The following is an 18058-nucleotide window of genomic DNA, read 5'->3' as shown; positions in this document are numbered from 1 at the left end:
GACTTTTATCACATCATACCGTTACGATGAAAAAAGGGAGTCGTTCGCTTACTGAAAAATGTAAGCGCATACATAACTCCTCTATCTCGTATGAAAAGGGAGGAACGATCATGATTTATGAAGTACCGAACTCAGCAGGAACGAAAGTACAGTTTAAAGACCGTTATGAGAACTACATTAACGGAAAGTGGACCGCACCGGCTGGTGGAGAATACTTTGAAAACACATCTCCTGTAAATGGGAAAGTATTATGTGAAGTCGCCCGCTCAACGAAAGAGGATATTGAACTTGCTTTGGATGCCGCTCATGCAGCCAAAGAGGATTGGGGCAAAACGTCTGTCACGGAACGTTCTGTCATCTTGAATAAAATTGCAGACCGCATGGAAGAGAACCTTGAAATGCTCGCCTATGCGGAAACATGGGAAAATGGGAAGGCAGTTCGGGAAACGCTCAACGCTGACCTTCCGCTCGCCATCGACCACTTCCGTTACTTCGCAGGGGTCATCCGCTCACAAGAAGGCGGCATCAGTGAACTCGACCACGATACAGTCGCTTATCATTTCCATGAGCCACTCGGCGTCGTCGCTCAAATCATTCCATGGAACTTTCCGATTTTGATGGCGGTCTGGAAACTCGCACCGGCACTCGCTGCCGGAAACTGTGTCGTCTTAAAGCCGGCAGAACAAACACCTTCTTCAATCATGGTTCTCATGGAACTCATCGAAGATTTATTACCACCTGGTGTCATCAATATCGTGAACGGTTTCGGTCTCGAAGCAGGAAAACCACTCGCATCGAGTGACCGTGTCGATAAAGTCGCCTTCACCGGTGAGACGACAACAGGTCGCCTCATTATGCAGTACGCTTCTCAAAACATCATCCCTGTCACGCTTGAGCTCGGTGGGAAGTCACCAAATATCTTCTTTGCCGACATCATGGAAGCGGATGACGATTTCTTCGACAAAGCAATCGAAGGTCTCGTCATGTTTGCCTTGAATCAAGGGGAAGTCTGTACATGCCCATCTCGCGCCTTGATTCAAGAGTCGATTTATGACAAGTTCATGGAACGCGTGCTAGAACGCGTCAAAGCAATCAAGCTCGGTAACCCACTCGATGCCGATGTCATGATGGGTGCACAAGCGTCGAACGAACAGATGGAAAAAATCCTGTCTTATCTCCAAATCGGGAAAGAAGAGGGCGCAGAGTGTCTAATCGGTGGAGAGCGCAACATGATGGACGGAGAGCTCGCGGATGGGTATTACATTCAACCGACCATCTTCAAAGGTCATAACAAGATGCGAATCTTCCAAGAAGAGATTTTCGGACCGGTCTTATCCGTGACGACATTCAAAGATGATGCGGAAGCACTCGCCATCGCGAACGATACCCTTTACGGGCTCGGGGCAGGCGTGTGGACACGAGACATGAACCGTGCATACCGCTTCGGTCGTGAAATTCAAGCAGGACGTGTCTGGATCAACTGTTACCACTCCTATCCGGCACATGCTGCATTCGGTGGTTACAAAATGTCCGGAATCGGTCGTGAGAACCATAAGATGATGCTCGGTCACTATCAACGTACGAAAAACATGCTCGTCAGCTACAGCGAACAAAAGCTCGGGTTCTTCTAAGATGGTGAGACGAGTCGAGGCCACCCCCGTCGCGCTCGAACTCATCGAACGTCTCAAATCAAAACACGGTCCCCTCCTCTTTCATCAGTCAGGAGGATGTTGTGACGGGAGCTCTCCCATGTGTTTCCCACGTGACGAGTTCATGGTGGGCGACCACGATGTTCTTCTCGGTGAAATCGGCGAGACGCCATTTTATATCCATGAGAAACAATATGATTATTGGAAACATACACAACTGATCATCGATGTGGTCGATGGTCGAGGTGGTATGTTTTCCCTTGAAGGTGTCGAAGGGAAACGATTTTTAGGACGTTCTCGAGTCTTTACAGAAGAAGAGCGTGAGACGCTGAAGCATGAAACCTAAGCAAAAGGACCCATTTCGATGGGTCCTTTATGATGTAAAAAACGATTATCCTCGATTGTAAAAAATATACATATGAATCATCTCGCTTCTTGTATAGTGGATACAAAGGGAGGGATTTGATGGCTTCACTACTAACAGAATTGTTCGAAGGTATTTTCGTCACCTTGATTAGCATATTCGCACCCATTTTTCTCGTCCTCACACTTATCATCCTCTACAAGGTCAAACGTTATCAAAACAGTCAATATTCTCAACAAACTCGACATTCTTACTTCAAAGTGGTCCAAGACACCGGTCTATTCGGAGAATACTTATGTGTGGCGGAGATTGAGTCAAAGTTCTTCCAACCGTTAATTCTGACAAACCTGTATCTCCCCCATCCTTCTAAAAAAGATCGAACCACTGAAATCGATGTCATTTTAATCAACCAATCCGGGGTACATGTCATCGAGTCTAAAAACTATAGCGGTTGGATATTCGGTCGGGCACGTGACCAATACTGGACGCAGACACTCCCCCGCCGTAAAAAACAACGCTTCTTCAATCCAATCAAGCAAAATGAATTGCATCTCAAAGCCATCGAGCAAGTGCTTGGAGTGGACCGAATCCATCTCCACTCATGGATCGTGTTCAGCAATCGTTCGACGCTCAAAAAAATTGAATCTACCGAGGTCCCTGTGCTCAATCGCCAAAAATGGATCAAAGAGCTGATCACCTATCAGGATTTTGTATTCGATCTTGATGAGCAAGTCCGTCTGTACGAAATCTTACGCTCCTTCACACAAGTCGACACGACTGTCGCTTTGAAACATATCGAAGACATCAAGTCGACGATCAAGCAGTAAACAAACATCCCCGTACTCATGATGAGCGCGGGGATGTTTCGTCATTTACTCTGCATTTTAAAGCGTAAATACAATTCGTTATAGTAAGCGTTCATGCGCTTCCCTAGGTTTTCATACACTTCAAGGTCCTGCGTCACTTCACGAGACGGGTAGAACCGTTCATCCGATGTGACTTCTTCATCCAAGAATTCGAGAGCCGCTTCGTTCGGTGTCGAGTATCCGACATAATCCGTGTTACGTGCCGCAATCTCAGCATCTAACATAAAGTCGATGAACTGATGTGCCCCGTCCACGTTTTGTGCCGTACTTGGGATGACGAGGTTATCAAACCAGAGATTCGTGCCTTCTTCCGGAATGACATACGTCAGTTCTTCGTTCTCATACATGATTTCCGACGCATCTCCGGACCAGACGACGGCTGCCGCTGCCTCACGGTTCGCCATCAGCATTTTGATTTCGTCTCCGACGATGGCTTTGATGTTCGGCCAAAGCGTTTCCAACTTTTGCTCCGCCTCAATCAACTCATCTTTATTCGTCGTATTGAGGGAGTAACCAAGCGAGTTCAGGCCGAAGCCCATCACTTCACGTGTCCCGTCCGCAAGGAGAATATCGTTCTCGAGCGGCATTTCCCACAGGTCGTTCCATGAAGTGATCTCACCATCGACTAGTTCAGGATTGTAGACGATCCCGACCGTGCCCCAGAAATAAGGAACCGAGTACTTGTTACCCGGGTCGAATGATTTATCGAGGAAGCGCGGATCGATATTATCAAAGTTTTCGAGTTTATCGTAATCGATTGGGAGAAGAAGATTCTCCTCTCTCATCTTACTGATCGCATAATCGGATGGAACGGCGACATCAAAGGCCGTCCCGCCTTGCTCAATTTTCGTGAGCATCGCTTCGTTCGAGTCGAACGTTTGATAAACGACCTTCAACCCGCTCTGCTCTTCGAACTCACCGATCAAGTCCTCATCGATATAATCTCCCCAGTTGTAGACGACAAGCGTGTTGTCGCCACCGAAACCTTGCGCAGCATTCAGTTGCTGAATCCAAAGAAGGAGACCGAAGCTGACAATCAATGGTACAGCCAACATGATGACTAGTTTTTTCATCGTCTAACCTCCTTTGATCCTCGTTGCGCCAACACATAATATCCGATGACAAGGATGAGCGTGAAGACGAATAGAATCGCAGACAACGCATTGATTTCAAGCGAGATACCTTGACGTGCCCGCGAATAAACTTCTACGGCGAGCGTCGTGAAGCCGTTCCCTGTCACGAAGAATGTAACAGCAAAATCATCTAACGAATAGGTGAGTGCCGTGAAGAAACCGGCAAATACCCCTGGCGTGATATATGGCAGAATGACTTTCGTCAATACATCCCACGTACTGGCACCAAGGTCACGTGACGCATCAATCAACGTCGGACTCATCTCTTGGAGTTTTGGCAACACCAAGATGACGACAATCGGAACCGAGAAAGCGATGTGCGACAAGAGGACCGAATAAAAGCCTAACTGAATCCCAAGCATCGTAAAGAGAATCAAGAAGGACGCCCCGATGATGACGTCCGGGCTCACGATCAAAACGTTGTTCAATGATAAGAGGGATGTCTTCGTATACTTTTGTTTCGCCGTATAGATGGCGAGTGCCCCGATGACACCGAGCACGGTCGAAATCGTCGCCGAGAGCAATGCGATGACAATCGTATTCAAGACGATGACGAGAAGTCTCGTGTCCGTGAAGAGCGACTTGTACCATTCGAGGGTGAACCCTTCGAAGTTACTCATCGTTCCGCCACTGTTGAATGAGTAGAAGACCAAATATAGAATTGGCGCATACAAGATGAAGAACACGGCCGCCAAGTATAGATTTGATAATTTGAATTGTTTACGTTTCATCGACGAACCGCTCCTTTCGCACCCCAGTCACGTGTGACGACCATGACAAGAACCATCGCCAAGATGAGGAAGACGGCAATCGTCGAGCCCATCCCCCAGTTTTGCGTGACAAGGAATTGTTGTTCAATCGCTGTACCGAGTGTGATGACCCGGTTCCCGGCGATGAGTCGGGTGATCATGAAGAGCGATAATGCCGGAATAAAGACGATTTGAATCCCTGACTTGACGCCGTCAAGCGTCAACGGGAAGATGACACGTCGGAATGTCGTCCAGTTCGATGCACCTAAATCACGGGATGCGTAGACGAGTGATGGCGGTAACTTCTCAATGGCGTTGTAAATCGGCAAAATCATGAACGGGATGAAGATATATACCGAAACAAAGACGAAACTGAAATCGGTGAATAGAATCTGTTTCGTCCCAATACCGATGGCTTCTAAAAATTGATTCGTAATCCCGTACGTCCCAAAAATTCCAAGGAACGCATACGCCTTTAACAACAAGTTAATCCATGACGGCAGCAAGATGAGTAAGAGCCAAAGCTGTTTATGCTTCGTCTTCGTCAACAAGTATGCCGTCGGATACCCGACGAGTAACGAGAAGAACGTAATGAGAAACGCATACCAGAACGACGAGAGCGTCATCGACAAATACGTCGACGTGAAGAACGTCTGATAGTTTTCTAAACTCAAATTCCCATCGATATCAAAAAAGGAATAATAGACGACGAGGACGAGTGGTGCGATGACGAACAAGGCGATCCAAATCCAATAGGTCGTCAAATATACCGTCTTTGCGGTCTGATTAGTTTGATTCATGAGGGACCTCCTCGTAGGATTCGAGACGACGGTCAAATTCTTCTTCTGTTTCACCTAGTCGCATGACGTGAATCGCTTCTTCGTCAAACGTCAATCCGATTTTTGATCCGACGATTGATTTCTTCGTCGAGTGGACGAGCCATTCGTTTCCTTCTTGGTCATAACAGCAAATCTCGTAGTGGACACCTCGGAACAATTGAGAATCGACGTCGACAACGAGTTTTGCTGCATCGACCGATGTCATCTCTAAGTCTTCCGGACGAATGATGACCTCAACTTTTTCATTGCGGTCAAATCCTTGGTCGACACAGTCAAACGTTTTACCAGCAAACGTGACGACATTGTCTTCCGGCATGACACCCGGCACGATATTGGATTCACCGATAAAGTCTGCAACGAAACGGTTGATCGGTTCATCATAAATATCAGTCGGTGTCCCACTCTGAACAATTTTCCCGTTGTTCATGACGAAAATCTCATCCGACATGGCGAGCGCCTCTTCTTGGTCGTGTGTGACGAAAATAAAGGTAATGCCAAGACGTTGCTGTAACTCACGAAGTTCATATTGCATCTCCGTACGAAGTTTCAAGTCTAAGGCAGAGAGCGGTTCATCAAGGAGAATGACCTCCGGCTCATTTACGATTGCGCGGGCGATGGCGACACGTTGGCGCTGTCCACCTGACATCTCATCGATTTCGCGCGAGCCGTATCCTTCTAAGTTAACAAACTTGAGAGCCTGCTCCACTTTCGCTTTCACATCTGCTTCCTTCAATTTTTTAATCCGGAGACCGAATGCCACATTCTCAAATACGTTTAAATGAGGAAACAGCGCATAATCTTGGAACACGGTATTCACTTGTCGTTTATTAGCCGGCACATCGTTGATTCGTTTCCCGCTGAAGTGAATACCTCCTTCGGTCGCATCGGTAAATCCGGCGATGAGACGCAAAATCGTCGTCTTCCCACATCCCGATGGACCGAGAAGCGTATAAAACTTCCCACGCTCAATCTCAAAACTAATATCTTCAAGGACGACTGTGTCGTCGTAACGCTTTGACACGTGGTCAAAGCGAATAATTGTCTCTGCATTCATGCTGTTTCCTCCTCTGTTGACTTATAAATATGAATGGGTCGCGACGATGAGACATTCACTCTCTCCATCGTTATCGTTGACGAGTTGATGCGAATCTGAGGCGACATAATAAAGGGTTTCCCCTGTCTTGGCAAAATATGTGTGGTTCCCTAATTTCAAGGCAATTTTGCCGGACAAGACGTATACGAGCGTCTCCGAACGTGAAGGCTCATATTGTTTGAACTCTCCATGTTTGAAAAATGTGACCAGAATCGGCTCCATCTCTTTTTCATTCGATTCCGGGATGAGCCATTCTGTCCGATATTTGCGTTCTTCATCCGTATAGATGGTGCGATCGTCAACGGTGTACACCACTTTTTGATTCAACTCTTCATCGAAAAACTCTTTCGGGGAACTCCCGAGGACATTCAATAAATCGAATAACGTTTCTAGTGAGGGAGAGCTTAAATCCCGCTCAATTTGAGAAATATAGCCTTTACTCAAATCGGTACGTTCCGCCAACTCCTCTTGGGTCAATCCTTTTTTGATCCGGAGCCGCTTAATGTTTTGACCTACTTCCAACGACTGAACGCCTCCTTCTTGTTTAGTGAAACATGAGTTCAACTAAAGAAAGTTTATCTATACTATACTTTAAAACAAACTATTAGCGACCTTCATTATAACGAATTGTTGAGGAATTGCAATAAAAAAATCACGCCCCAAGGACGTGACTCAGTGTAAATTCCGTTTAGACATCAAATGCTTGAACTTTTCGTTTTTCGTTTGGAACAAATGGAGCTGCGCCCCGTATGCATCAATCTGTTGAATGACGTATTGGAACGCCTTTGCCTCTCCCGGATACGGTTCGCCCGCCTTGGCAAGTGAGGTCTCAAAATCTTCCCATAACACTTCGACCCACGTCACCGCTTCTGAATCGTTCAAGACGTCATTCTTCTCTTTTAAAATGACCGCGAGCCGTTCGTATTGTTCGTTCCGGTTCATCGCTTCACCTCCGACAATTCTGAGAGCGGGATGGCCCGTTCTGTCATCTCGCCTTCAAACGTCCCCCAGCCCATGACACCGTTGACGAATTTCAAGCGAAACGGACGGTCATTGTAATTGACGACATATGTTTCACCTGGACGAAACGATGATGGGTCAATCAAATAGCTTTCGGCAATCGCAATCCGTCGAAGGACGACTTCGATTTCGCTGACCATGCCCATCTGTTCAGCTTTTCGTTTCCGTTCATGTAATGCTTGAATCTCTTGCTCTAACTCATATTTCGATAAGTCACTTAACCGCTTTTCCATATCGTTCACCTCGATGTAAGCGTATCAGATTTTACGAAAAAAGAAAAAGACGAGACTGAGTACGTGACTCAGTTCGCCTTGAAGTTGTAAAGTGGCTTGATGATTTGATCGATTTGAACGGCCGGTTCGATATAACGAACAATTTCTTTCATCGACTTATACACAAATGGTGATTCATCGATTGTCGATGGGCGAACTGATGTCGACCAGACACCTTCCATCGAACGTTTGAATTCTTTGAAATCGACGCGTTTCCGCGCGGCCGACCGAGACATGATCCGACCTGCGCCGTGTGGACCCGAGAAGTTCCAGTCTGGATTCCCTTTTCCCGTACAGATGAGCGAACCGTCTCGCATGTTCATCGGAATGATGACTCGCTCTCCTTCTTGAGCGGAGATGGCCCCTTTTCGCAGGATCATCGCATCATGATCGATATAGTTATGGACGGTGTCGAATTGATCGACGATGTTCCAATTCATCGCTTCGACGATCACATCCGTCATCGCACGACGGTTCGCCGCCGCGTATTGTTGAGCGATGCGCACGTCATGCATGTAATCGTCCATATCCGCTCCCTCCACATAAGCCAGGTCTCGAAATGGTTTCCGTGACGCACGCTCTGTTTCCAGATAAGCCGAGATTTCTTGTTGTCGACCTAAGGCTTTCAAACGCTCAATTTCTTCTTTTACATCATGTGTTTCCATCATGTGTTGAATCGCTCGCTCCTGATAGTGATCGGCAATCTGTACCCCAAGATGGCGCGAACCGGAATGAATGACAAGAAACGTACGTCCCGAGTCATCTCGGTTCACTTCAATAAAGTGGTTCCCCGAGCCGAGCGACCCGACCGAGCGCAAGGCTCGGTCGAGTTTATACGGCGCTCGCACCTCTTCTAATGGAAGTTCAGATGCGTATGGATGAACCTTCTCCCGAATGTTCATCCCGCTCGGTACGAGTTCACGAATGAGGTCATCGAGTCGTTGAAAATCGATCCGCTTGGCTTTGATCTCCGTACAAAGCATCCCACACCCTAAATCGACACCGACCAGGTTTGGCACGACTTTATCTTGAATCGTCATCGTCGTTCCAACGACCGATCCTTTCCCCGCATGCATGTCCGGCATGATTCGAATCGATGCCCCTTGTGTGAACGGTTGGTCGAGCAATGTTTCAATTTGATTCCGCGTCATATCATCGATTCGTTCGTTAAACACTTTGGCGCGGTTATATTTCCCCTTGATTTCCATGTGACCTCCTTAACTGATGGCTTGTTGTTTACTCTGTAATTCATGCATTCGGGCGTAGACACCACCATACTCGATGAGTGACTGGTGATTGCCTCGCTCAATGATTCGTCCGTGGTCGAGAACGAGAATCTGGTCCGCTTCTCGAATCGTCGAGAGTCGGTGCGCGATGACAAACGTCGTCCGACCGTACGTGAGCGTCTTGAGCGCATCCTGAATCAATGCCTCCGTCTCCGAGTCGACGCTCGCTGTCGCTTCATCGAGGACGAGGATGGCCGGGTCAAAGACGAGGGCGCGTGCGAAACTGATCAGCTGTCGTTCTCCACTCGAGAGTGAAGCTCCACGCTCGATTACCGGCTCATCGATGCCTTGCGGTAGCTGCTTCACGAAGCGGTCTGCCCCGACGGCTGTGAGTGCTTTCCATACCTGTTCGTCCGTAATCGTCTCATCTCCAAGCGTGACGTTCGTCCGAATCGTTCCAGTGAATAGGAACGGGTCTTGTAAGACGATCCCGAGATGGTCTCGTACCGCCTGCGTCGGTAGTTTAGTCACGTCCATGCCATCGATTCGAAGGACTCCGGCCGAGGGGTCATAGAAACGCATGAGCAAGTTCATGATTGAACTCTTCCCGCTTCCGGTATGCCCAACGAGTGCGACCGTCTCACCAGGAGCGGCGTGTAGTTCAATCTGTTGCAACACCGGTTTCCCTGCTTCATAACTGAAGGTCACGTCATCAAAGACGACATCCCCTTTAAAGCGTGGAAGACGTTCTGATGAGACCGGTTCCCCTTTCTCGTCGAGCAGTTGGAACATCCGGTCGGCCGAGACAAGCGCTTGTTGGAGTGGTGACAATTGGTTCATGATCTGTGTCACCGGCTCAAAGATCCGCGAGACATAGTCGATATACGCATACAGAATCCCCAGTGTCAGGACACTTCCCGTACCGAGCGTTTGTGCCCCGACAAACCAGATGAGTAAGGCGAGCGCCATGTTTCGGAAGAAGTTGACGAGATTGTGGCTCATCAACGCATCCAATTTCAACAACTTTCGTCTCGTTTGGAAGTTGTCGCTGTTCTTCTCATTGAACTCGTCATAAACGAGATTTTCGCGGACGTATGATTGAATGATTGGCATCGTTTGAATGCTCTCATTCAACTGCGCGTTCATATCCGCGACGAGTGCGCGGACACGGAAGTTATTTTTTGTCGAGAAACGTTGGAACAACTTGATCCAGACGATGACGACCGGGATGATAATGAGTGAGACGAGCCCTAGACGCACGTCTAGGAAGAACATCGCAATGAGTACCCCGATCATCATGACGACACTTTGGAAGACGCGAGCAAGCACTCCTAAATACAGGTCGCGAATCGTCTCTGTGTCATTCGTGACACGACTGACAATCTTCCCGATTGGTGTCTGGTCAAAATAGCGTACCGGAATCGTTTGGAGATGCTTCATCACATCAAGACGCATCGTTTTGACAATTTTATGCGCCGACCGTTGTAGGAGCATCTGTTGTCCCCAGTTCAATCCGGCCGCAAATAGTAACAGGACGACGTACAATCCCGATAAGAGAAGGACAGCTCGTAAATCCGTTTGATAGAACTGGAACACGTCGGTCGACGAGAGCGAGACAATATTGTCATATGTCGCCGTCTCGTCTCCTCTTGAAATCGTCAGCACGTCGCCTTCGACTTCACGGACGCCTCCGCTTATAACCGCATCAGGTACGAGATGGTAACCATCGGTCGTTTGTACGATCGAGACCGGCTGAATCACCTCTTGGTCATCTAGTCTCGTTTCTTTCTCATAAGAATCTCCATTAAAGGAAACACTACCGCCGGATTCGACTTGAACCCAGTCACGTTCGATGGCGACGATATGCTCATCGATAATGATTTTGGCGATATACGGCCCGGCAAGTTCTGCACCGACCGCTAAAAAGAGTAATGTCAGTCCGAGGAAGATGGAGCGCTTCACTTGCTTGGCATAACCAACGAGTGAGCGGATCGTCTTCTTCCGGCGGACCGGATCTAATTCATATTGATCGATCATGAGAGATTCCCCCTTTCCCGGATTACTCCGTCTCTCCTTGTCGAATAAATTGTTCATAGTACCAACCGTGTCGTTCCATCAGTTGGTCGTGGGTGCCGCGCTCGGTGACTCGTCCGTCTTGAAGGACGAGAATTTGGTCGGCATGTGCCACCGCAGAAAGACGGTGCGCCACGATAAAGGTCGTCTTCGCCTCACGGCTCGTGCGGACCGAATCGATTATGCGTGATTCCGTTTTCGCATCGACCGCTGAGAGCGAATCGTCAAGAAGCAGAATCTCAGGATTTTTCAGTAAAGCACGTGCAATTGATAATCGTTGTTTTTGTCCACCTGACAGCATGACCCCTTGCTCCCCAACGACGGTATCGAGACCGTTCTCCAAGTGTTCGATGTCTGTATCGAACGCCGCGAGGTGAATGGCTCTGTCGAGTGCTTCATCCGAGACATCATCGACTCCGAAACGAATGTTATCACGCACCGTTTTCGAGAATAGGAGGTGCTCTTGTGACACATACCCACTCCAGCCACGGACCGTTTCAAGTTTAATGTCCGAAATCGGCACCCCGTTCACGAGAAGGGAATCGTCGATCGGATACTCCCGGAGCAATTGACGTAACAACGTCGTCTTCCCAGCTCCAGTCGGTCCGACAATCCCAATCGTCTCACCACGCGAGACGTGCAGGACGATGTCTTCTAACGACTCCCGATTCGAGTTTGGATAACGGAATGAGAGCGATTTGAAGGTGATTTTCTCTGGTACATCGATGTGAACCGTTCCGGTTGACGAAACGTCCGGTACCTCATTCATCGTTGTCTCAATCCGTTCCAAGCTCGCCGTTCCTCGTTGGACGACGTTGATGAGTTCCCCGAAGGCATACATCGGCCAAATCAACATCCCTAAATAAATGTTGAAGGAAACGAGTTGACCGAGCGTGATGTCGTTCGTAAAGACGAGATACGTCCCGAACGAGAGTCCGATCAAATAGCTGAGTCCAACGAGTAATTTGATAACCGGCTCAAACAAGACGTCAATTTTAGCGACATGCATGTTTTTCGCCATCACGTCATCCGTGATGTCATCAAATTTTTTCGTATCCGCCTCTTCTTGGACGAAGGAGCGGACGACCCGAAGACCAGAGATGGATTCAACGACTTGGTCGTTCATCACGCCGAACGAATCTTGGGCTGCCGTGAAACGTGTATGAATCTGACTCCCAAGTTTATTCATCGACCAGGCGAGAATCGGCATCGGCAAAAGTGCTGCGAGCGTCAACTTCCAATCGATGAACACGCCCATAATCGTCAAGGCGATGAGCGTCATGTTGAACGAGTCGACTAATGTCATGACCCCAAATCCCGCTGTCCGCTCCACCGCTTTTAAGTCATTCGTCGCAAGTGCCATCAAGTCACCTGTGCGATGTTGTTGATAGAAGCGCGGTGTTTGTTTGAGGAGGTGACCAAAGAAGCGACCTCTCAATTTCTTTTCAAGTAAAAAGGCTGTCCCGAAGAGTCGGGCAATCCACAAGTACGACATCACGTACGATAACACCATAATGCCGAGTAGCGACGATACAATCAGAATCAATCGCTCTGTCGTCAAACTTCCTTCACGAATCGCATCGATCGCCTGACCAATAATCCAAGGCGGCAGCATATCTACAACCCCTGTGATGATCAGTAAAATGATCGCAATCACATACGTTCGTTTCTGTCTTTTAATAAACCAATCCAATTGCTTAATCAGTTTCATGACTGATTTCCCCCTTCCGCCTCACCCATCCAAGCACGCAAAAAAGCGCACTCCACCTGATTGTGCAACCAATCAAATGAAGCGCGCTTGAAGTAGTCTTCAGTCTTTTGCATGGTCAGGGAAAGGACACTACCCCTATCCAGCTGCCAATGTCACGCAGTTAAATACGAGTAGCCATATGATGTTTTGAGTGTGTTTGTGAGTGCAATGTTGTTCATCATTCTGGCTCCTCTCGTTTCATAGTTTTAAAATCTACTCAAACCTTAGCAGACTGTTCTGAAAATTGTCAACATTATTCTGTAAAAAAACTGTAACTTGATTTAGTTTAAGAAAAACATGCCTAAAATGAGACCAATGACCCCCGTCGCCGTCACGTAATAAATCATCGGCATGAGCGTGTAACGGATGATGGTCCCTTCCTTGCCGAGTAATCCAGCAACCGATGCGACCGCTACGACGTTCAACACACAGATCATGTTTCCTGCGTTCGCTCCCGCCATCTGCATCGATAAAGCGAGCGTGTTATCAAGTCCAACCGACTCCGCAACGTTTGTCGTCAAACTCGAGAACATCATATTGGAAAACGTCGCCGAACCTGAAACGAAGGCACCAAGGGCCCCAATCCACGGTGCGACAAGTGGCCACACCCCACCGAACGTATCAGCAGCTGCCGTCGCAAGCTCGACCGGCATCGAAGCGAGTCCGGCACCGCCATTTTCAGAGTGGATGAATATACGAACCATTGGAACCGACGCCGCTAACGTGATGGCCGTTCCGACGACTCCAAGTGTCGTCGCCTTAAACACCGATGTCACTTGTGACCAACTCATGTTGTGTAAGAAGAATGTCGCAATAATCGTCAGGATAAACATAAAACCTGGTGAATAGAACGGTTCCCAAGACGTCGAAACTCCTTCTACCCCAAGAATGTCCGGGAGATTGATTCGGACACTGCGAGAGAGTTCGTTTAAAAATGGTACGGTACGGGTGAGCACTAAGAAAATCGTCAAAATAAGATAAGGTGCCCACGCCTTCCACTGAGGCAATTCTCGCGTGGTTGATTTGAGCGTCACTTTTTCAGCAGATGGTTCTAGCTCATCCACATATCCATCAAACGTCCAGACGCGTTTCGGCATGAGAATTCCTTTACGAGCCATGGCCACGAGGATGACCAGACCGGTTAAACCACCGAGCATGCCACCGAACTCAAATCCGAGGATGAGTGTCCAAATGTACGCAGGTACGCTGTATAACAACGCCGCCACAATCGCAATCGGAAATACCTCAAGTGCGGGTTTTATCGACTTCTCTTTACTGAAGAACCGCGTCAACATCAAAATCAAAATGAACGGGATGAATAGGCCGACCACCATATCGATCAACACCGTCTGCAAGACGACCTCTGTCAAGAAGGCAATCGACTCAGGCTGGTTCACATCTAAAGATAGACCGTTCCCGATCCCGATAAGTGCCGGTGTCCCGACCGCACCAAATGTTACGGCCGACACGTCTGCGGATAATGCAATGACAACGGCGGCAATCGGCGGAAATCCGAGTGCAATCAAGAGCGGTGCCGCAACCGTTGCAGGCGTCCCAAATCCAGATGCGCCTTCAATAAATGAAACGAATAACCATCCGACAATCAAAACTTGAATACGCGGGTCAGGTGTGATGTTGACGAATCCGGAACGAATTGCGTTCATCCCGCCCCCTTCTTTCATCGTATTCATCATTCCGATTGCCCCGTAGACAATCCATACTGTCGTAACGGCGATGACGAGTCCTTGTAATGTCGCCGCCATAATTCGTGTCGCATCCAATTGCCAGACGAAAAACGCTAAAATCGCCGTCGTCACAAGTGACAAGGGCATGGCTACCGATGCAGGTAAACGCATAATGACCAATAAGATGAGCACGGCCACAATCGGTGTCAGTGCTGTAATCCATTCTAAAATCGTCAATGTAGACCCACCTTTTCGTGTTTTCCCCTACCGTAAACAGATGTCCCATCACGATTCTTCTTCAGCGATTCGATCTAACGTACGTTCAATCACATCATACGGAAATCCTTTGCGCCGAAGCTGCATCTTCATGCGCTGTTTGCGTTCGAACGCGTCGTATCCGCTGAACTTCCGACTCAACTTCTCAGCCTGTTTCAGACATGCCGCAACCTCGACATCTTCGTCCTCTTCTTCCCAAAAAGTTTGAATCGCCTCTGAAATAATATCAAAGGTAAACCCCCTTTGCATCAGGGTTTGTTGAATTCTTTGTTGCACTTCTGTGGCAGAACGACGATTTGTTTCCAGTTGTTTCCTTTTCACGAACTTTCCAGCCTTCTCGACGAGATCTTCGTGTGAGATTGATTCTAATTCGGATTCAACAACGTCCGTTGGGATTCGGAGCTGTTCGAGCTCGCGTTTGATTTTGATTGGTCCACTTGGACTTGTGTTGAATTTCGTTTGGACATACGCTTTTGCGAACTCCTCATCATTCAAATAACGCTGCTCGATTAGTCGCGTGATGGCATGTTTGATAGCAGATTCACTTAACTCTTTCTTCACGAGATAGTCCCTTACCTCTGAAATGGCGCGCATTCGATACGATAAATAATTGATGGCCAACTTATAGGCTTTCTGAGCTTCTTCCGCCTCAAGGACGTCTTGCACAAAATCGTCTTCGAGCTCCATCCCTTTTGTGAGCCCGTACTTGATGAATACGTCAACATCGATGGCGAACGCAAACTCCTCTTTCCCCTCCCGTTCGATGAAGACGTTCAGTCGATCTTGGTTCTTCTTTTGGGTCGTGAACTTTGCAATTTTCACAACGACTCCCCTCCATTCCATGTTTCTAACATATCACGTTCAAGAAACGTAGAGGATTTTTGATAAGTTAGAAGAAAGGGTATTCATCTGGATATACTGACTTATACCCATTTTAGAAACAACACATGATATCGGAGGGAATTTCATGAAAATCGCAATCACTGGTGGAACTGGGCTCATCGGTCAACCACTCGTTCGTGCACTCGCCGACGCCGGACATCAAGTCGTCGTGTTGACGCGTCATCCACGTCCCCGCCATCGCGGGGTATCGTTTATCGAATGGTTGACACCGAATAGTAAACCAGAAGAGGAACTCGAAGGAACAGATGCGTTCATTCATTTGGCCGGCGCCTCAATCAACGACGGGCGATGGACACACAAACAGAAACAAGCCATCCTTCAAAGTCGAATCGAAGGTACGAAGGAAGTCGTCCGGATTATTCAACAGTTGAAACAAAAGCCACAGGTCGTCATCAGCGGCTCTGCCATCGGTATATACGGTGAAGATCGTTCCATCACGTATTCCGAAGAAACACCATTGCCGACACGGACTAATTTCCTCGGGAATGTCTGCGTCCTCTGGGAACAAGAAGCAGAACCCATTCGTGATTTAGGTGTTCGCCTTGTGACGATGCGCACCGGAGTCGTCTTATCGAATGATGGCGGTGCTTTCCCATTAATGAAACTCCCCTATCAGTTCGGGGTCGGTGGTAAAATTGGATCAGGAGAGCAATGGGTTCCTTGGATTCATTTAGACGACCTCGTCCGCTTGTTCGTGCACGTCATCGAGACTGATTCCATTGAAGGACCCGTCAACGGCACTGCACCTACACCGGTGACGATGAATGAGTTCGGGAAGACGATTGCGAACGTGATGCATCGTCCTCACTGGATTCCGGCACCTGCCCCAATGATGCAACTCGCCCTCGGTGAAAAGAGCGTCATCGTCCTAGAAGGTGCGAAAGTCGTTCCGACGAAGGCACTTCAACATGGTTTCGACTTCCGCTATGAAACATTGGAACCGGCTCTAACACAACTACTACAAGATGTTTAAGGAGAATGAATTGTGAGTCACTTACTAATTCGAAATGCCCATATTTACCCCATCACTGCCCCCCATTTTTACGGAGACCTCCGTGTTCAGGACGGGAAAATCGTCGAAATGTCCGATTTACTTGAACCGACTGACGGGGAGCATGTCATTGAAGCCGAAGGAAACTTTTTATTCCCGGGCTTCATCGATGCTCACACCCACCTCGGATTATATGATGAAGGAACCGGCTCTGTCGGAAACGACGCCAATGAGACGGTCGAAGCGATGACGCCTCATGCACGTGCGATTGACGGGGTATACCCGCTTGACGAAGGATTTCAAGAAGCGCTGATGGCAGGCGTAACCGCCGTTCAGGTCATGCCAGGAAGTATGAACGTCATCGGTGGTGTGACCAGTGTCATCAAAACACACGGTCGCTATATTGACGACATGATCGTCCGTCGTTATGCCGGATTGAAGATGGCACTCGGCGAAAACCCGAAACGGATTCATAGTATGGGGAAAACCGGTGATTTGACGCGGATGGGGATTATGGGGTTGCTTCGTGAAGCGTTCCGTACCGTCGGGTCGACCAAAACGATCGGAACGTTCGGCAGTCAGATGATTCAACTTGCCCTCGACCGAGAGATGCCGATTCGTGTGCATGCCCACCGCGCCGATGACATTTTATCTGTCGTTCGCTTTGCTCAAGAGTTCAATCTCGACTATCGTATCGAACATTGTACAGAAGGTCATCTTGTCGTTGAAAAACTACAAGAACTCGGTGTGAAACATGTCACCGTCGGACCGACGTTTACTCGAAAATCTAAAATCGAGCTCCAGAACAAGACATGGGAGACGTATCGCATTCTCCATGAGCACGGCATGATCGTCTCCATCACGACCGACCATCCGTACACGCCGGTCCAATATTTGAACTTGTGCGCCGGACTTGCGGCACGTGAAGGACTTCCTGTCGATATCGCGTTGCGAGGGATCACCATCAATCCAGCTGAATCACTAGGTGTCGCTGACCGAATCGGATCTCTTGAAGTAGGAAAAGATGCCGATTTGGTGCTTTGGAGTCACTTCCCGCTCGACTACTTATCGAAGCCGATTATGACGATTGTGAACGGTGAAGTCGTGTACAAAACGGACCGTGCTGAAACCCATCATGAGGTCGAGTAATTTTCATTATTTTTCATAAG

17 protein-coding genes are annotated in these 18058 nt (G+C 48.3%); 5 read left to right on the top strand and 12 right to left on the bottom strand.

Annotation, left to right across the window (positions count from 1 at the left end; all coding sequences use genetic code 11):
• Positions 1-110 precede the first annotated feature (110 nt).
• The 3 genes from adh to KNO65_RS13570 all read left to right on the top strand — a co-directional run bounded on the left by adh (position 111) and on the right by KNO65_RS13570 (position 2840).
• Entirely contained in the window at positions 111-1631 is a 1521-nt protein-coding gene (gene adh, locus KNO65_RS13580) for an aldehyde dehydrogenase (protein ID WP_074037701.1), read from the top strand.
• A gap of 1 nt (position 1632) precedes the next feature.
• Positions 1633-1995, top strand: coding sequence for a DUF779 domain-containing protein (locus tag KNO65_RS13575; RefSeq protein ID WP_214784820.1), 363 nt, complete (start codon positions 1633-1635; stop codon positions 1993-1995).
• A 119-nt stretch (positions 1996-2114) separates the two neighbouring features.
• Entirely contained in the window at positions 2115-2840 is a 726-nt protein-coding gene (locus tag KNO65_RS13570; protein WP_074037702.1) for a nuclease-related domain-containing protein, read from the top strand.
• A gap of 41 nt (positions 2841-2881) precedes the next feature.
• Here the strand turns inward: KNO65_RS13570 and KNO65_RS13565 are convergent, their stop codons facing one another.
• The 12 genes from KNO65_RS13565 to recX form a co-directional block, all read right to left on the bottom strand.
• Positions 2882-3952: an ABC transporter substrate-binding protein gene (locus tag KNO65_RS13565; protein WP_031421121.1), complete on the bottom strand. Its 1071-nt coding sequence runs from the start codon at positions 3950-3952 to the stop codon at positions 2882-2884.
• Complete coding sequence (locus KNO65_RS13560) at positions 3949-4743, bottom strand: ABC transporter permease (RefSeq protein WP_214784818.1); 795 nt, start codon at positions 4741-4743, stop codon at positions 3949-3951. The genes KNO65_RS13565 and KNO65_RS13560 overlap by 4 nt, the downstream gene beginning before the upstream one ends.
• Complete coding sequence (locus tag KNO65_RS13555; RefSeq protein ID WP_015880886.1) at positions 4740-5561, bottom strand: ABC transporter permease; 822 nt, start codon at positions 5559-5561, stop codon at positions 4740-4742. Before KNO65_RS13555 ends, KNO65_RS13560 begins: the two co-directional genes overlap by 4 nt.
• The gene (locus tag KNO65_RS13550; RefSeq protein WP_074037705.1) at positions 5548-6654 is read right to left on the bottom strand and encodes an ABC transporter ATP-binding protein; all 1107 of its coding nucleotides are present in this window, start codon (positions 6652-6654) and stop codon (positions 5548-5550) included. The genes KNO65_RS13555 and KNO65_RS13550 overlap by 14 nt, the downstream gene beginning before the upstream one ends.
• A 21-nt stretch (positions 6655-6675) precedes the next feature.
• The gene (locus KNO65_RS13545; protein WP_015880884.1) at positions 6676-7215 is read right to left on the bottom strand and encodes a helix-turn-helix domain-containing protein; all 540 of its coding nucleotides are present in this window, start codon (positions 7213-7215) and stop codon (positions 6676-6678) included.
• 150 nt (positions 7216-7365) lie between these two features.
• On the bottom strand, positions 7366-7635 hold the full coding sequence (locus tag KNO65_RS13540) for a YfhJ family protein (protein ID WP_015880883.1): 270 nt from the start codon (positions 7633-7635) through the stop codon (positions 7366-7368).
• Positions 7632-7946, bottom strand: coding sequence for a YfhH family protein (locus KNO65_RS13535; RefSeq protein WP_015880882.1), 315 nt, complete (start codon positions 7944-7946; stop codon positions 7632-7634). Before KNO65_RS13535 ends, KNO65_RS13540 begins: the two co-directional genes overlap by 4 nt.
• 68 nt (positions 7947-8014) lie before the next feature.
• Positions 8015-9193: an RtcB family protein gene (locus KNO65_RS13530; RefSeq protein ID WP_074037706.1), complete on the bottom strand. Its 1179-nt coding sequence runs from the start codon at positions 9191-9193 to the stop codon at positions 8015-8017.
• 9 nt (positions 9194-9202) lie between these two features.
• A complete protein-coding gene (locus KNO65_RS13525; protein ID WP_214784816.1) occupies positions 9203-11248 on the bottom strand; it encodes an ABC transporter ATP-binding protein in 2046 nt (681 codons plus the stop codon).
• 22 nt (positions 11249-11270) lie between these two features.
• On the bottom strand, positions 11271-12995 hold the full coding sequence (locus KNO65_RS13520) for an ABC transporter ATP-binding protein (protein WP_159563581.1): 1725 nt from the start codon (positions 12993-12995) through the stop codon (positions 11271-11273).
• A gap of 320 nt (positions 12996-13315) precedes the next feature.
• Positions 13316-14956 carry an L-lactate permease gene (locus KNO65_RS13515; protein WP_074037708.1) on the bottom strand — a complete coding sequence of 547 codons (1641 nt, stop codon included), beginning with the start codon at positions 14954-14956 and terminating at the stop codon, positions 13316-13318.
• Between the two features lie 48 nt (positions 14957-15004).
• Positions 15005-15817, bottom strand: a complete 813-nt coding sequence (recX, locus tag KNO65_RS13510) for a recombination regulator RecX (protein ID WP_084543113.1) — start codon at positions 15815-15817, stop codon at positions 15005-15007.
• A gap of 145 nt (positions 15818-15962) precedes the next feature.
• On the opposite strand from recX, the gene KNO65_RS13505 reads away from it, so the two are divergent.
• Both KNO65_RS13505 and KNO65_RS13500 read left to right on the top strand, forming a co-directional pair.
• Positions 15963-16871: a TIGR01777 family oxidoreductase gene (locus KNO65_RS13505; protein ID WP_074037710.1), complete on the top strand. Its 909-nt coding sequence runs from the start codon at positions 15963-15965 to the stop codon at positions 16869-16871.
• Positions 16872-16883: 12 nt separating this feature from the next.
• On the top strand, positions 16884-18038 hold the full coding sequence (locus KNO65_RS13500; protein WP_214784814.1) for an amidohydrolase: 1155 nt from the start codon (positions 16884-16886) through the stop codon (positions 18036-18038).
• Positions 18039-18058: the final 20 nt, after the last annotated feature.

Source organism: Exiguobacterium sp. S3 (genome assembly GCF_018617295.1).
In the GTDB taxonomy this organism is placed as follows: domain Bacteria; phylum Bacillota; class Bacilli; order Exiguobacteriales; family Exiguobacteriaceae; genus Exiguobacterium; species Exiguobacterium profundum.
This window is presented reverse-complemented; position numbering and strand designations above follow the sequence as displayed.

Excerpts from the sequence above, each read along its gene's own strand:
- adh (WP_074037701.1), top strand. The coding sequence starts at position 111 with ATGATTTATGAAGTACCGAACTCAGCAGGAACGAAAGTACAGTTTAAA.
- KNO65_RS13555 (WP_015880886.1), bottom strand. The coding sequence starts at position 5,561 with ATGAATCAAACTAATCAGACCGCAAAGACGGTATATTTGACGACCTAT.
- KNO65_RS13530 (WP_074037706.1), bottom strand. The coding sequence starts at position 9,193 with ATGGAAATCAAGGGGAAATATAACCGCGCCAAAGTGTTTAACGAACGA.
- KNO65_RS13560 (WP_214784818.1), bottom strand. The coding sequence starts at position 4,743 with ATGAAACGTAAACAATTCAAATTATCAAATCTATACTTGGCGGCCGTG.
- KNO65_RS13575 (WP_214784820.1), top strand. The coding sequence starts at position 1,633 with ATGGTGAGACGAGTCGAGGCCACCCCCGTCGCGCTCGAACTCATCGAA.
- KNO65_RS13535 (WP_015880882.1), bottom strand. The coding sequence starts at position 7,946 with ATGGAAAAGCGGTTAAGTGACTTATCGAAATATGAGTTAGAGCAAGAG.
- KNO65_RS13505 (WP_074037710.1), top strand. The coding sequence starts at position 15,963 with ATGAAAATCGCAATCACTGGTGGAACTGGGCTCATCGGTCAACCACTC.
- KNO65_RS13540 (WP_015880883.1), bottom strand. The coding sequence starts at position 7,635 with ATGAACCGGAACGAACAATACGAACGGCTCGCGGTCATTTTAAAAGAG.
- KNO65_RS13570 (WP_074037702.1), top strand. The coding sequence starts at position 2,115 with ATGGCTTCACTACTAACAGAATTGTTCGAAGGTATTTTCGTCACCTTG.
- KNO65_RS13520 (WP_159563581.1), bottom strand. The coding sequence starts at position 12,995 with ATGAAACTGATTAAGCAATTGGATTGGTTTATTAAAAGACAGAAACGA.
- KNO65_RS13550 (WP_074037705.1), bottom strand. The coding sequence starts at position 6,654 with ATGAATGCAGAGACAATTATTCGCTTTGACCACGTGTCAAAGCGTTAC.
- KNO65_RS13525 (WP_214784816.1), bottom strand. The coding sequence starts at position 11,248 with ATGATCGATCAATATGAATTAGATCCGGTCCGCCGGAAGAAGACGATC.
- KNO65_RS13565 (WP_031421121.1), bottom strand. The coding sequence starts at position 3,952 with ATGAAAAAACTAGTCATCATGTTGGCTGTACCATTGATTGTCAGCTTC.